General features: G+C 65.9%; 10 protein-coding genes. 3 read left to right on the forward strand and 7 right to left on the reverse strand.

Translation table 11 applies throughout. The features are described 5' to 3' along the window. Position 1 precedes the first annotated feature (1 nt). Both paaG and paaF read right to left on the reverse strand, forming a co-directional pair. Positions 2 to 793, reverse strand: coding sequence for a 2-(1,2-epoxy-1,2-dihydrophenyl)acetyl-CoA isomerase PaaG (gene paaG / locus PSEMO_RS16905; RefSeq protein WP_075804139.1), 792 nt, complete (start codon positions 791 to 793; stop codon positions 2 to 4). A gap of 26 nt (positions 794 to 819) precedes the next feature. Further along, positions 820 to 1,590: a 2,3-dehydroadipyl-CoA hydratase PaaF gene (gene paaF, locus PSEMO_RS16910; RefSeq protein ID WP_075804140.1), complete on the reverse strand. Its 771-nt coding sequence runs from the start codon at positions 1,588 to 1,590 to the stop codon at positions 820 to 822. Positions 1,591 to 1,830: 240 nt separating this feature from the next. On the opposite strand from paaF, the gene paaY reads away from it, so the two are divergent. Both paaY and paaX read left to right on the forward strand, forming a co-directional pair. After that, positions 1,831 to 2,430 carry a phenylacetic acid degradation protein PaaY gene (gene paaY / locus PSEMO_RS16915; protein WP_075804141.1) on the forward strand — a complete coding sequence of 200 codons (600 nt, stop codon included), beginning with the start codon at positions 1,831 to 1,833 and terminating at the stop codon, positions 2,428 to 2,430. Between the two features lie 76 nt (positions 2,431 to 2,506). Then, complete coding sequence (paaX, locus tag PSEMO_RS16920; RefSeq protein WP_075804142.1) at positions 2,507 to 3,430, forward strand: phenylacetic acid degradation operon negative regulatory protein PaaX; 924 nt, start codon at positions 2,507 to 2,509, stop codon at positions 3,428 to 3,430. A 12-nt stretch (positions 3,431 to 3,442) separates the two neighbouring features. On the opposite strand, the gene PSEMO_RS16925 is transcribed toward paaX, so the two are convergent. The 5 genes from PSEMO_RS16925 to wecB form a co-directional block, all read right to left on the reverse strand. Next, positions 3,443 to 4,534: a GGDEF domain-containing protein gene (locus PSEMO_RS16925; protein ID WP_075804143.1), complete on the reverse strand. Its 1,092-nt coding sequence runs from the start codon at positions 4,532 to 4,534 to the stop codon at positions 3,443 to 3,445. A gap of 129 nt (positions 4,535 to 4,663) precedes the next feature. Continuing rightward, positions 4,664 to 5,497 (reverse strand): DUF4434 domain-containing protein, encoded by an 834-nt coding sequence (locus PSEMO_RS16930; protein ID WP_075804144.1) that lies wholly within the window; start codon positions 5,495 to 5,497, stop codon positions 4,664 to 4,666. Continuing rightward, positions 5,497 to 8,625 carry an NfrA family protein gene (locus PSEMO_RS16935; protein ID WP_075804145.1) on the reverse strand — a complete coding sequence of 1,043 codons (3,129 nt, stop codon included), beginning with the start codon at positions 8,623 to 8,625 and terminating at the stop codon, positions 5,497 to 5,499. The genes PSEMO_RS16930 and PSEMO_RS16935 overlap by 1 nt, the downstream gene beginning before the upstream one ends. Next, positions 8,622 to 10,796, reverse strand: coding sequence for a cyclic di-3',5'-guanylate-activated glycosyltransferase NfrB (gene nfrB, locus PSEMO_RS16940; protein ID WP_075804146.1), 2,175 nt, complete (start codon positions 10,794 to 10,796; stop codon positions 8,622 to 8,624). The genes PSEMO_RS16935 and nfrB overlap by 4 nt, the downstream gene beginning before the upstream one ends. Next, complete coding sequence (gene wecB, locus PSEMO_RS16945) at positions 10,793 to 11,947, reverse strand: non-hydrolyzing UDP-N-acetylglucosamine 2-epimerase (protein WP_075804147.1); 1,155 nt, start codon at positions 11,945 to 11,947, stop codon at positions 10,793 to 10,795. Before wecB ends, nfrB begins: the two co-directional genes overlap by 4 nt. A gap of 335 nt (positions 11,948 to 12,282) precedes the next feature. Here wecB and ilvA point away from each other — a divergent pair, with 335 nt between their 5' ends. Beyond that, positions 12,283 to 13,845: a threonine ammonia-lyase, biosynthetic gene (ilvA, locus tag PSEMO_RS16950; protein ID WP_075804148.1), complete on the forward strand. Its 1,563-nt coding sequence runs from the start codon at positions 12,283 to 12,285 to the stop codon at positions 13,843 to 13,845. The last annotated feature ends 20 nt before the right edge of the window (positions 13,846 to 13,865 follow it).

Genomic DNA, 13,865 nt, shown 5'->3' on the forward strand with positions numbered 1-13,865 from the left:
CTCAGTACCCCTTGAACGCCGGCGTGCGTTTTTCCATGAAGGCGGCGACGCCCTCGCGGTAATCCTCGCTGCGCCCGGCCAGGCGTTGCAGGTCGCGCTCCAGGGTCAGTTGCTCCTCGAAGCTGTTGTCCAGGCTGGCGTGCAGGCTGCGCTTGATCAGGCCCAGGCCATAGGTGGGCTGGGTCGCCAGCTGGCGGGCGAGGGCGATGGCCTGGTCGCGCAGTTCGGCGTCGTCCACCACCTTGTAGATCAGGCCCCATTCCAGCGCCTGCTCGGCGCTCAGGCGCTCGCCCAGCAGGGTCAGGGCCTTGGCCCGGGCCATGCCGACCAGGCGTGGCAATGCCCAGGTGCCGGCGGAATCGGGGATCAGGCCGATCTTGCAGAAGGCCTGGATAAAGCTGGCGGAGCGGGCGGCGAGGACCAGGTCGCAGGCCAGCGGGATATTCGCTCCGGCCCCGGCGGCCACGCCATTCACCGCGCAGATTACCGGGATCGGCAGCTCGCGCAGGGTGCGGATCAGCGGGTTGTAGAAGCGCTCGATGGACAGGCCCAGGTCGGGCCTCTCGGCGCCGGGGGCGACGTTGCGGTCGCTGAGGTCCTGGCCGGCGCAGAAGCCGCGGCCTTCGCCGGTCAGCAGCAGGACGCGGACACCGGCATCGTTCTGCACGATCTTCAGCGCCTCGCGCACCTCTTGGTGCATCAGGGTGTTGAAGCTGTTCAGTTGCTCGGGACGGTTCAGGCACAGGGTGGCGACCCCGGCCTCGATGGAAAACAGGATGTGCTGGAAGCTCATGGGGCTGTCCTCGGTGGCGAAAGGGCTTAGCGGCCGTGGAAGTCGGCGCGGCGTTTTTCCTGGAAGGCGCGGATGCCTTCGTTGCGGTCGGCGGTGCCGGCCAGCAGGGTGAAAGCGTGACGTTCGAAGCGCAGGCCGCTGGCAAGGTCGAGGTCCTGGGCCTTGAGCACGGCTTCCTTGGCCAGGCGCACCGCCAGCGGCGCCTTGTCGGCGATGCGTTGGGCAATCTGCAAAGCGCGCTCGACGGTGAATTCCGGTTGGGTGATTTCGCTGACCAGCCCGGCCTCGAGGGCGCGGCGGGCGCTGATGGCTTCGCCGGCCAGGACCATCTGCATCGCCAGCGACTTGCCCACGGCATGCAGCAGGCGCTGGGTACCGCCGGCGCCGGGCATGATCCCGAGGTTGATTTCCGGCTGGCCGAACTGGGCGTCGTTGCCGGCGATCAGGATGTCGGCATGCATCGCCAGTTCGCAGCCGCCGCCCAGGGCATAGCCGTTGACGGCGGCAATCAGTGGTTTGGGGAAGCGGGTGATCCGCTGCCAGTGCTGCTGGCGCGGGTCGTCGAGCATGCCGACCAGGTCGCGCTCGGCCATCTCGTTGAGGTCGGCGCCTGCGGCGAAGGCCTTGCGGCTGCCGGTGATGACCACGGCGCGCACGGCCGAATCCGCAGCGCAGCGCTGCAATTCTGCCGCCAGCTCGCCCAGCAGCTCGGTGGTCAGGGCATTCAGTGCTTGCGGACGATGCAGGGTGATCAGGGTTACCGCCTGATGCGCCTGCACCTCAAGGGTGTGCGGCATGACGTCGATCCTCGCAAAGCTCGCCTGGCCTCGGGGGCCGGCGTTTTTTATTGGACGGGCTCGTTGGCCCTTTCGCCAAAGTATAGGCATAATGCGATACAGAAAAACAACACTGTCGAATAATAAATGTGTCTAATAAATCGGTGTTTTTGTGCCGGTGCACCGTGTTTACTGGGTTTTACCAGTGATACGGAATTCTTCCTGCTTGCCTGATGCGTATCGTTTTCGAGGAAAATCGTCATGACTTGTTACAGTATCGATGGCCTGACCCCGGTGATTGATCCGACCGCCTATGTGCATCCCTCGGCGGTTCTGATCGGCGACGTGATCATCGGCCCGCACTGCTATGTCGGGCCTTTGGCCGCCTTGCGCGGTGATTTCGGGCGGATCGTCCTGGAGGAGGGCGCCAACCTGCAGGACACCTGCGTGATGCACGGCTTTCCCGCCAGCGACACGGTGGTCGAGCGCAACGGCCATGTCGGCCACGGTGCGGTGCTGCATGGCTGCGTGGTCGGCGAGGATGCGCTGATCGGCATGAATGCGGTGATTCTCGACAATGCGCGGATCGCGCCGCGCTGTATCGTGTCGGCCGGGGCCCTGGTCAAGGCCGGCTTCCAGTGCGAGGCACAGTCCCTGGTGCTCGGCTCGCCGGCGAAAGTCACCCGGCGCCTGAGCGATGACGAGGTTTCCTGGAAGCAGACCGGCACCCGTGCCTACCAGCAACTGACCCGGCGCTGCCTGGAAACCATGCACGAGTGCCAGCCATTGACCGAGATCGAAGCCGGTCGTGGCCGTTATCGTGACGATGCCGTCCGCCCGAAACTGCCCGGCGGCGCCTGAGCCTGTGGGCGCGCCCGGAGCATGGTCATGCTGCGGGCGCGCGGGTATATTCCTTTCTTTTTCAAGCGGATCGCCTATGTCGTCCCTCACTCCCCTGGACCACCTGATCGAGCGTTTCCAGCAGCAGACCCCGATCCGCGCCAGCTCCCTGATCATCACCCTCTACGGCGACGCCATCGAACCCCGGGGCGGTACCGTCTGGCTTGGCAGCCTGATCCAGTTGCTGGAGCCCATGGGCATCAACGAGCGACTGATCCGCACCTCGATCTTCCGCCTGACCAAGGAAAACTGGCTGACCGCGGAAAAGGTCGGGCGGCGCAGCTACTACAGCCTGACCGGCACCGGCCGGCGGCGTTTCGAGAAGGCGTTCAAGCGTGTCTATGCGGCCAACCCACCGGCCTGGGACGGTTCCTGGTGCCTGGCGGTGCTGACCCAGTTGCCCCAGGACAAGCGCAAGCAGGTGCGTGAAGAGCTGGAATGGCAGGGCTTCGGCGCCATCTCCCCTGGCGTGCTCGGTTGTCCGCGCTGCGACCGGGCCGATATCAACGCCACCCTGCAGGACCTGGGTGCCCTGGAGGAAACCATCCTCTTCGAAACCACCGCCCAGGACGTGCTGGCTTCCAAGGCCCTGCGCATGCAGGTGCGCGAAAGCTGGAAGATCGATGAGCTGGCGGCTCACTACAGCGAGTTCATCCAGCTGTTCCGGCCGTTATGGCAGAACCTCAAGGAGCAGGAGCAACTGGACCCCAAGGCCTGCTTCCTGGCGCGGGTGCTGTTGATCCACGAATACCGCAAGCTGCTGCTGCGTGACCCGCAACTGCCGGACGAATTGCTGCCAGGGGATTGGGAAGGTCGCGCGGCGCGGCAGTTGTGCCGCAATATCTACCGACTCATCCAGGGGCCGGCAGAGCAATGGCTGGAGGCGGCGATGGAAACGGCGGACGGGCCGTTGCCGGCGGTCAGCGAGGGGTTCTACAAGCGGTTCGGTGGCCTGGGTTAAGTTGCCACGCCGCTACACGGACTGTGTCGGCTGCCAAAGCACATACCGATCCTTCCCCGTCCGCTTGGCCTCGTACAGCGCCGCATCCGCCCGCCCCAGGGCATTGCCCAGGCTGTCCCCGGCGTCCATGTGGGTCAGGCCGATGCTCACGGTCACCGGGTGCTCTCCTGGCGTCTCCCGCACCAGCGTGCACAGCGCCGCCACCCGCGCCTCGGTCGCCGCCTGGTCCAGGCCCCACAGGTAGATCACGAACTCCTCGCCACCCAGCCGCGCATACACGAACTCACCCATGCTCGCGCGGATATTGGCAGCGATGCGCTTGAGCACCACGTCGCCGCTGTCATGCCCGTACTGGTCGTTGACCTTCTTGAAATTGTCCACGTCGATCATCGCCAGGTAGCGGCCTTGATCCGCTGCCTCCTTGTCCATGTGCCGCTCGGCCTGGGCAACGAAGGAGCGCCGGTTGGGGATTTCGGTGAGCACATCGATGTAGGCCTGGTCCAGCAGTAGCCGCGACATATGGAAGTTCTGCAGCTTGGCCTGGCGCAGGACGATGTAGCTGTAGAAGGTCAGGCCGGTGATGAAGGCGGCGTAGCTGATGATCATGCAGCCGCGCAGGTCGAAGAGTTCGGTGCCCTCGGCCTGGAAGGGGTTGAGCAGCAGCCAGGTGATCAGTGCCGAGGCAAAGAACGACCAGCGCCGCACCGGCAGGATCGACACGGAGTAAAGGGTGCTCGAGGCCGCCATGATCAGCCAGGCCGGCTGATGGTCCTCCGGCGTGCCGTCGACCACCAGGCGCACGGCGAAGGCCATCAGGCTGACGAACAGCAGGTTGAGCCAGCTGAAATGCTCGGCCTTGCGCACGAACAGCAGGACCACGGCGAGGATGCCCATGGCGCAGATCAGCGCCACCGAGCGCCAGGAGAAACCCTGGTGGCCGATGAAGCTGACCAGCACGTCGAAGAGGATCCAGATGCCGATGCTGAGCCAGAACACCAGGATGCAGAAATGCCGCAGGCGCTCGAAGTCGTGCTGGCGGAATTCGGCGCGTACCGATTGCGGCGGCGGGTGGTGGCGGATCTGGTTTTCGATGGTTTTGTACATGGCCTGGCTTTTTGTGGTGGTCGTCAGGGCCCTATCGCTGGCAAGCCAGCTCCCACAGGGATCGCGTGCACCGCAGCATCTGTGGGAGCAGGCTTGCCAGCGATAGGGCCCTCAAGAGCAACAAGGAAATCAAGGTGCACTGGGCAGGATCTTGGCCCAAGGCCGGTAATTCAAGGCAAACACCGCTTGCTCATGACAGCCGTCCTGCATCAACGGCTGCTGCGGCACCGCACGAAACGGCTGCCCCTCGGCACTGACCTGGCGAAACGCCTCGCGAATGATCCCCACTTGGCAGGGCAGGGCCTTGGCATAACTGTCGCGCACCAGCGCCGGCAAACGCCCGGTGCCGTTGCCGTCCTGCCACCACAGCTTGAGATTCAGTCCCGCCAGCCCCGCGAACCAGGCAGCCTGCACGCCGGGGGCCAGCTTGCCGGTGCTGAACGCACTCAGGTGCAACGGCGCATCCAGCTTGCGATTGAATTCCTGCAACTGGACAAACAGCGCATCACGCCGCTCCGCCGTCTGGAAATGCAGGTCATCCAGCTCCATCGGCAGGTACCAGCCCGCCACCGGCAGGCCCCAGCGGCGCACTTCGCGCTGCTGGGCCAGGGAGTCACCCAGCTGTGATTTCCAGTAGGCCGCCAGCCCGCCAGCATCCAGTTCGCTGATCCGGGTGTAATAGGCACTGTCCAGGTACAGGCCGACCACCAGCTCCAGCCCTTGGGCATGGGCCTCCTTCAGGCTGGCTGCGAGCCAGCCCTCGGCCCCGCCGAAGCGTTCGTCGCCATAGCGGGTCCATTGCACGATCAACGTCTTGCCGCCATTGCGCACAGTGTCTTGCCACAGCTGGCGCCATTGCCCGACACCGAGCACGGCATCGCGGCTCTGGGGTTGATAGATCACCCGCTGGTCGGCGACGACCGGCAGGCACACCAGCAGGAGGAGGATCAGGATCCGGCGCATCAGAAGGTCAGCTCCACGCCCAGCAACACGCCATTGGCGCGTTCATACAGGTTGCCGCCCAGGCCCTGCTGGTACTCGGTACGTACTTTCAGCGAACCACGGTAGGCGTTGTACTTGTCGTCATCGAACCACCATTGCCAGCGCAGGCCGATACCGGCGCGCAGGTCCTGGCGCCAGTCGTTGCCCGGGTCCTGGCTGCCGAACTCGAGGAAGCCGTAGGGCATGACGGTCTGCGGCGAACGGGTGTCGAGCTTCCAGGTGTGGCCCTGCTGGTAGCGCGACAGCCACTGGTGATCGCCGGCGCGGGTCCACCAGGCGGCGTCAAGGTAGAGGAAGCGTTCGTTCCAGTCGTCCTCGTCGACCCGCCAATCGGCGCGGTAGTCGCCCTGGTCGAAGAACGAGGCGGTGGCCCGCAGCAGCAGGTCGTTGCTGCTGTCGGCGTGGCTGCGCAGGTCGCGCCAGTTGCGCCCGACCTTGGACGGGCTGAACAGCTGGCCGAGGCTGAGGCCGTCGTAGTGGCTGTCGTCGATCTGGCGCTGGTGATACAGCTCGCTGTACAGGTTGAGGTTGGCGTCGCCCAGCGGCTTCCAGCGCAGGCCGACGCCGGTGCCCATGCTCTGCGCGTAGTCGCTGCGCCCGGTGCCGCCGAACAGCACGCGGCCGTAGACCGAGAAGGTGCTGCCGTTGCGGCTCGGTTCGTCGCCAAGGGCATGGTCCCACATGGCCATTTGCACGTTTTGCGATTGCGCCCGGCGCTGTGCCGTGTCGCCGCTGCGGAAGTTGTCGTTGGTCGAGACGCCGGCCGGTGACCAGGTACTGGTCAGGGTCACGGTGTCGCGCCGCGACAGGGTCTCATGGGCGCGGCGCTGGCGGAATTTGCGCGCTTCCAGGCTGCCGTATTCGTCGTCGCCGTCTACCAGGTCCTGCTCCACATCCAGCACCCGGCGCAGCTCCTTGCGGGCGGCGGCGCTGTTTTCCACTTCGTCGTAGCGCCAGGCCAGGGTCTCGCCGAGGCGATAGTCCTCGGGGAAGCTGCGGGTGGCCTGCTCCAGGTAGGGGATGGACTGGCGGCGCACGGCCTTGTCGTCGCTGCCGGCCAGGCGCATGCCGTAGTCGGCGCGGTAGCGCGGATGGTCCGGGGCCAGGCGCACGGCTTCGGCCAGCCAGGCGGTGCTTTGGGCCATGTCGCCGGCTTTCTGCGCGGTGATCGAGGCGTCGTAGTAGTGTTCGGCGCGGGGCTGGTGCTGCAGGGCCTGGCGGCGCCGCTCGAGGGATTGCGCCAGGTTGCCGCGGCGTTCGGCGATGGTCGCACCCAGTGCCCAGTCATCGGCGGCGGGGTGGGCGGCACGGCTCCAGTGCTGTTCGGCACGTTCGGGGTTGCCGGCGTTCAGGGCGCTTTGCGCGGCGGTCAGCCGGGCGTTGTCGGTCCATTCGGCAGGCGTCAGGCTGTCGAAGATCCGCTGGGCGCCGGCGGCATCACCGCCGGCTTCGAGGGCATAGGCCAGGGGCAGGCGGCTGCCGCGGTCGCCAAGGCGCTCGGCGGCCTGGTAGTAGACCACTGCTTCGCCGGGATGATCGGGCATGGCGCAGCGGCCCAGGGCACGCAGTTGGCCCGGCTCCTTCGGTTCGCCGGGAATCGCCGCACGCACGGCGTCGCACTGGCCGCTCTCGGCCAGGCGCCCCAGCAGCAGGCCACGGCTGGCGGCATCGACCCGGGGAATCAGGGCGACGGCGCGGCGGCTGTCCAGTGGTGTATCGGCCTGGCTGTAGAGCCCGGCCAGGCGTTGCAGCAGCGGGGTGGAAAGACGGCCTTGATGGCGCTCATAAGCCTGTTCCAGCAGGCCCAGCGCTTCGCGCTTGCGCCCGGCGTTGAGCATCAGGTAGGTGGCCTGGTTCAGCGCATCCAGGCTGCCGGTCTGGCGATAGAGGCTTTCCCAGGCGGCGCTGGCATCACGCCCCTTGCCGAGCAACTCGGCGCGTTGCTGGAGAATCGCCGGGGTCTGCGGCTGGGCGGCGAGCCAGTCCATGACCTGTTTCGTCTTGCCTTGCTCGCGCCAGACCTCCAGCAGGCGCTGCTGGCGCTGGCTGTCCCAGGGCTGGGGCAGGCGCTGGTTTTGCAACAGGTCATCGGCGTGCAGGCGCTGGGCGAGGATCAGCCAGGTTTTCGGGTCGTCCTCGGCACGGCACTGGCGCAACTGTTCCAGGGCATGGGGCGGATCGTTGCGCGACAGCCATTCGGCGGTTTCCAGGCAGGGTTTGTTCAGGTCGTTGCTGAGTTCGCGCACCAGCGCACCGTCGTCGCCTTGCCGGGCCAGTTCGAGCAGTTGCTGGCGATACTGCGGCAGGCTGCGGTCGGCCTCCGGCAGGCTTTGCAGCCAGCGTCGGGCCTGTTGCTCGTGACCCTCGGCGAAGGCGCGATCGACCATGGCCAGGCGGGTCTTGTGCGCGGCCTGCGGCGAAGGCGCTTGTTGCAGCAGTTGTTCCAGGGGCGCCTCGTCGAGCCGCTGCACATAGGCGTTGGCCAGGCGCTGCCAGTCATCGGCCTCGAGTTGCCCCCTGGCCGCCATCGGGGCGAGTTGTTGCACGGTTTCGTCCCAGTCGCCGACCTGCTCGGCCCAGTTGGCCCGGGATTGACGGAGGATATTGTCGTCGCCGGCCGGACGCAGCTGGTTCAGCCAGTCCAGGGCCTTCTGCGGGCCATAGTGCTTGCCCAGGCTCAGGCTGTAGGCCTGGCGCAGGCGGATGCGCTGATTGATCTGGCTGTCGTTCATCCAGCCTTCGACCACCGCAGCCTCGGGCGGGTTTTCCTCGATGCGGATCAGGCGCAGTTCCAGTAACTGGTCGCTGTCCTTGCCCTGGGCGGCGGCCATCCGTTCGGCCTCGTCATAGCGCTTCTGGTGGGCCAGGGCCTGGATCAGCAGGCTGCGCGCCTCGTCGTTGTTCGGCACCTTGTCCAGCAGGTAGCGGGTCAGGCGCTCCACCTCGGGCCAGTTGTCGTTCTTCGCTTCGCGGTAGCTGCGGTCCATGTAGGGGAAACTGCGGAAACGCTCGAAATCGCTCATCGGCGCGGCGACACTGGCGCTGCAGGCCAGCAGGCAGGTCAGGAGCAATGGAACGGGCTGCTTCATGCCACCTCCCGGACGATGTTGAAGGCCGCTTGCTGTTCGCTCGCCTGTTCGGCCAGGGCTTCCTTGAGGATCTGCTCGCTGATGATCCCGCGTTCGATCAGGTAGTCGCCGAGGCTGGCCTGTTCCGGGTCGAAGTCAATCATCACCTGGTTGAACAGGGTGGCCGGCACCATGCCGCGGGTTTGCAGGAGGGTGCCGAGCAGCACCTGGTGATGGCTGACCCGTTCGATCAGCTCGGCATCGTCCTTGTGCCGTTCCAGGATTTCCAGCATCTGCCGGGTTTCCTCCTTCTGCCACGGGCTGGGGTAGTGGTAGCGCAGGCCGAGGGTGACCCGCCCCTGGGGCGCCAGGCGGCAACTGACCGGGCGCTTCAGCTGACGGGCGATGGCGCCGAGGGAAACCTGGCTGACCGGGCTCTCGCTGGCCAGGATCAGGGTCTGGCCGTGTTCTTCCACCGGCAGTACGCCGTAGTGCATGGCAATCTTGCGCGGCAACTGGGCGATCAGGTGCGGGTCGATGCGGAACGGGTCCAGGTGCGCCCAGGGCAGGTCCAACTGTTCGGCGAGGGTTTCCGCCAGTTGCTCGCTGCTGATCAGGCCGTGCACCAGCAGTTCGCGGCCAAGGCGGCGGCGCTCCGGGGCGGTGATCGCGGCTTGCAGTTGCTCTTCGCTGATCAGGCCTTTCTCGATCAGGCGCCGGCCCAGCGGGGTCCGTGCCGGCGCAGCGAGGGCCGGGAATTCATGGGTGGTCTTGTCCCAGGCCACCCGCCGTGAGTCGCCCATTTCCAGGACCTGGCGCAGGGCACGGATATTGGCGAAGAAGTTGACGAAGTTGCTCCACATCATCCGCGGCGCCGAGAGCAGCCCTTCGAAGATCCCGTAGTAGCGGGTGACGAACCAGCCACGCTGGAACAGGCGGTTGAGCAGGAGGAAACCGTTGAGCCAGAGCAGTGTGCTGAGCAACTGGCTGCCTTCGAGAATCGACGGGAAGCGCCAGGCCTCGGGGAAGAACCAGGTGATCAGCCACATGGTCAGCAGCACCAGCAACAGCAGGTTGACCAGGAAGCTCAGCAGGTAGGCGAACAGGCCGCGGCGGTCGCGCCAGAGGAAGTAGTTGAGCGCGCCCTTGCGGCTCCAGCCGAGGTTGCTGGTGCCCTGGAAGACGATGCCGACGATCCACCGCGACTTCTGCCGGATCGCGTGCTGCCAGTCCCGCGGGAAGTGCTCGCGCACGCAGATCACCTGGGCGAAGGCCTTGCTCATGCCGGGCGCCCAGATCCGCTCCAGGGCCAGTTCCGGATCGCTGATGGAGTAGCGGGCGAAGATGCACTTCATGCCTTTCTGCTTGAGGCGGAAGCCGATGTCGTAGTCCTCGGTCAGGCTCTGCACGTCGAAGGCGATGCCGTCGCCGTCTTCCAGCAGGGCGCCAATGGCGCGGCGGCTGAAGCAAGTGCCAACCCCGGCGCTGGGCACCTGGCCGGTCAGGGCTTCGCGCACGATCACGTCCTTGCCGTGGTTTTCGGCGAACTCGTCGACATAGTGCCCGGCGGTGAAGCCGCGCCACTCCGGGGCGAAGGGATAGACCGGGATCTGGATCATGTCCTTGGCCGGCAACAGGTAGTTGAACAGGCGCAGTTCCATGGGCGAGATGACGTCTTCGGCGTCATGCAGGATGAAACCGGCGAACTCGATGCGCGCGTCGCGCTCGAAACGCAGGATGGCGTCGATCACGTTGTTCAGGCAGTCGGCCTTGCTGGTCGGGCCGGGGCGGGCGCAGACCACCTTGTGCACGTTGGGATAGTGCAGGCACACGGCATCGACGTCGGCCTGGGTCTGCGGATCGTTGGGGTAGGTGCCGACGAAGATCTGGTAGTTCTCGTAGTCGAGGGTCGAGGCGGCCAGGCGCGCCATCTCGCCGACCACGCCGACCTCGTTCCAGGCCGGGACCATGATCGCCAGGGGTTTCTCGGGCACCTCGAACAGGCGCTTCTCGTCGGCATGCTCGTGCTTGGCATAGACCCGGAAGCTGCGCACCAGCTTGCGCACCCAGTAGACGATATCGATGAACAGGTCATCCAGGCCGAGGATGAACATCAGGGTGGCGAGGATGATCGCCAGCCACTTCAGGCCATAGAGGACGTAGGTGAGGACGTCGACCCAGAACAGGCTCATGAGTCGTCGCGCCCGTTGGCGTTTTCCTCGAGCCAGCGGCTCAGTCGTTCGGCGATGCGCTCGCTGGCATGGCCGTCACCCACCGGGAAGAACACCTTGCTCATGCGCTGGTAGGTGGCCGGGTCGTCGAGCAACTGCGCGGTTTCCTTGACGATGCGTTCGGTCTGGGTACCGACCAGGATCACCGTGCCGCCTTCCAGCACGGCCGGGCGCTCGGTGACCTTGCGCAGTACCAGGACCGGTTTGCCCAGGGCCGGGGCTTCCTCCTGGACGCCGCCGGAGTCGGTGAGGATCAGATAGGCGCGGTCCATCAGCCAGACGAAGTGCTGGTAGTCCTGCGGGGCGATCAGGTGGATGTTGGGCTGGTTGGACAGTACCGAGTACACGGCCTGCTGCACCTGCGGGTTGAGGTGCACCGGGTAGACGAACTGCACGTCCGGGTAGCGCAGGGCCAGTTCGGCCAGGGCCAGGCAGATGCGCTCGAAGCCGGGGCCGAAGTTCTCGCGGCGGTGGCCGGTAATCAGGATCAGGCGCTGGTCGTCGCGCAGTGTCGTCAGCGGCGAGTCGGGGGCGGGGTGCCACTGGCTGTGCTTGAGGTGGTCGCGCATCCACAGCAGGGCGTCGATCACCGTATTGCCGGTGACCTCCAGGTGTTCCAGGGGTACGCCCTCGCGCAACAGGTTGTCACGGGAATCCTTGGTCGGTGGGAAATGCAGGTCGGCGATCACCCCGGTGAGGCGCCGGTTGGCTTCTTCCGGCCAGGGCTGGCGCAGGTTGCCGGTGCGCAGGCCGGCCTCGACATGGGCGATGGGAATCTGCCGGTTGAAGGCGGCGAGGGCGGCGATGAAGCTGGTGGTGGTGTCGCCATGGACCAGCACGATGCGTGGCCTGATCCGTTCGTAGGCGGCATCGATGTGGGCCAGCAGTTGCTGGGACAGGCTGTTGAGGGTCTGGTTCCGGGTCATCACCTGCAGGTCTTCGTCGACGTGCAGGCCGAAGTCGTCGAGCACCTGCTGGAGCATCTCGCGGTGCTGGCCGGTGGAGCAGATGCTCAGGTCGATATCCGGCCATTCACGCAGGACCCGGGCCAGTGGCGCCATCTTGATCGCTTCCGGGCGGGTGCCGAATACCATCATGACTTTGTAGGGCATTCCTTGGCTCATGGTCCGATCCCTCAGAGGGTTGAGTCATACAGGGGCGTGCATGGGTGCAGGACCTTGATACAAGCAGGGGAGTGGAGGGTTGTCCAATTCGGGGCGGGGGATCTGCAAGGCTGCTGGCAATCTTTCGAATCAATCGTTGACTTGCCAGAATCGTTTCGCTAGTTTCGCTGGCATGAACACATTCCTGCACTTGCCAGCCCACAGCATTATTACCGCCATTATCAGATTGGCGGGCTAGCTGGCAGCTGCACCTAACCCGCCCTGGAGGCGGGTTTTTTCTTTCTCGACTCCTGGGCCCTTTGCAAAAAAGCCAGGAGTCATCGATGACCAGCCTCACCGTTAGCCCTCATACCAGCCTCGGCGCCCCGAACCTGCTGTCGGACTACGTGCGCCGCATCCTGTCCGCGCCGGTGTACGACCTGGCCATCGAGACCCCGCTGCAACCCGCCCGCGCCCTGTCCGCACAACTGGACAACCAGGTGCTGCTCAAGCGCGAGGACCTGCAACCGACCTTCTCCTTCAAGATCCGCGGCGCCTACAACCGCCTCAGCCGCCTGAGCCCCGAGCAGCGCGCTCGCGGGGTGATCACCGCGTCCGCCGGCAACCATGCCCAGGGCGTGGCACTGGCTGCCCGCGAGCTGGGGATCGTGGCGACCATCGTCATGCCCGAGACCACCCCGGCGCTTAAGGTCGAAGGCGTGCGCTCCCGTGGCGGCAATGTGGTGCTGCATGGCGACGCCTTCCCCCGCGCCCTGGCCCATGCCCTGCAAATGGCCCAGCGCGACAGTGCGACCTTCGTTCCGCCGTTCGACGACCCGGATGTGATCGCCGGGCAGGGCACCGTGGCCATGGAGATCCTGCGCCAGCAACCCGGTGCGCTGGACGCGATCTTCGTCCCGGTGGGCGGTGGCGGGTTGATCTCGGGGATCGCCGCCTACGTCAAATACCTGCGTCCCGAGGTCAAGGTGATCGGCGTCGAACCGCAGGATTCCAACTGCCTGCAAGCCGCGCTGGCCGCCGGCGAGCGCGTGGTGTTGCCTCAGGTCGGGACCTTCGCCGACGGCGTGGCGGTGGCGCAGATCGGCGCCCATTGCTTCGATATCTGCCGGCATTACGTGGATGAAGTGATCACCGTCAGCAGCGACGAACTCTGCGCGGCGATCAAGGACATCTACGACGACACCCGTTCCATCACCGAGCCTTCGGGGGCGCTTGCCGTTGCCGGGATCAAGAAGTACGTGGCCGCGCACGGGGTGAAGGGCCAGACCCTGGTGGCCATCGACTCCGGCGCCAACGTCAACTTCGATCGCCTGCGCCATGTCGCCGAACGTGCCGAACTGGGGGAGCAGCGCGAGGCGGTGATCGCAGTGACCATCCCCGAGCGTCCGGGCAGCTTCCGCGCGTTCTGTCAGGCCCTGGGACGGCGGCAGATCACTGAGTTCAACTACCGCTACTACCCAGGCAAGGAAGCAAGGCTGTTCGTCGGCGTGCAGACCCACGCCGTGACCGACCCGCGCGAGGCCTTGATCGCCAGCCTGCGTGAGCAGGGCTACGAAGTGCTCGACCTGACTGACAACGAACTGGCCAAGCTGCATATCCGCCACACCGTCGGCGGGCATGCCGGGCCGGGCGCGGAGGAGCGCGTGCTGCGTTTCGAGTTCCCCGAGCGGCCGGGGGCGCTGCTGGGCTTCCTGGAGAGCCTGGGCAAGCGCTGGAATATCAGCCTGTTCCACTACCGCAACCACGGCGCCGCCGATGCCCGGGTGTTCGCCGCCCTGGAAGTGCCGGCAGACGAACGCGCCGACCTGCCGGGCCTGCTGGATGCGATGGGGTATCGCTACTGGGACGAGACCGATAATCCGGCTTATCGCCTGTTCCTTGGCTGAGGTTGTCCTGGATCAACACG

This window comes from Pseudomonas putida (assembly GCF_001941965.1).
GTDB classification, from domain to species: Bacteria; Pseudomonadota; Gammaproteobacteria; order Pseudomonadales; family Pseudomonadaceae; genus Aquipseudomonas; species Aquipseudomonas putida_L.

Excerpts from the sequence above, each read along its gene's own strand:
- paaG (WP_075804139.1), bottom strand. The coding sequence starts at position 793 with ATGAGCTTCCAGCACATCCTGTTTTCCATCGAGGCCGGGGTCGCCACC.
- paaF (WP_075804140.1), bottom strand. The coding sequence starts at position 1,590 with ATGCCGCACACCCTTGAGGTGCAGGCGCATCAGGCGGTAACCCTGATC.
- paaY (WP_075804141.1), top strand. The coding sequence starts at position 1,831 with ATGACTTGTTACAGTATCGATGGCCTGACCCCGGTGATTGATCCGACC.
- paaX (WP_075804142.1), top strand. The coding sequence starts at position 2,507 with ATGTCGTCCCTCACTCCCCTGGACCACCTGATCGAGCGTTTCCAGCAG.
- PSEMO_RS16925 (WP_075804143.1), bottom strand. The coding sequence starts at position 4,534 with ATGTACAAAACCATCGAAAACCAGATCCGCCACCACCCGCCGCCGCAA.
- PSEMO_RS16930 (WP_075804144.1), bottom strand. The coding sequence starts at position 5,497 with ATGCGCCGGATCCTGATCCTCCTCCTGCTGGTGTGCCTGCCGGTCGTC.
- PSEMO_RS16935 (WP_075804145.1), bottom strand. The coding sequence starts at position 8,625 with ATGAAGCAGCCCGTTCCATTGCTCCTGACCTGCCTGCTGGCCTGCAGC.
- nfrB (WP_075804146.1), bottom strand. The coding sequence starts at position 10,796 with ATGAGCCTGTTCTGGGTCGACGTCCTCACCTACGTCCTCTATGGCCTG.
- wecB (WP_075804147.1), bottom strand. The coding sequence starts at position 11,947 with ATGCCCTACAAAGTCATGATGGTATTCGGCACCCGCCCGGAAGCGATC.
- ilvA (WP_075804148.1), top strand. The coding sequence starts at position 12,283 with ATGACCAGCCTCACCGTTAGCCCTCATACCAGCCTCGGCGCCCCGAAC.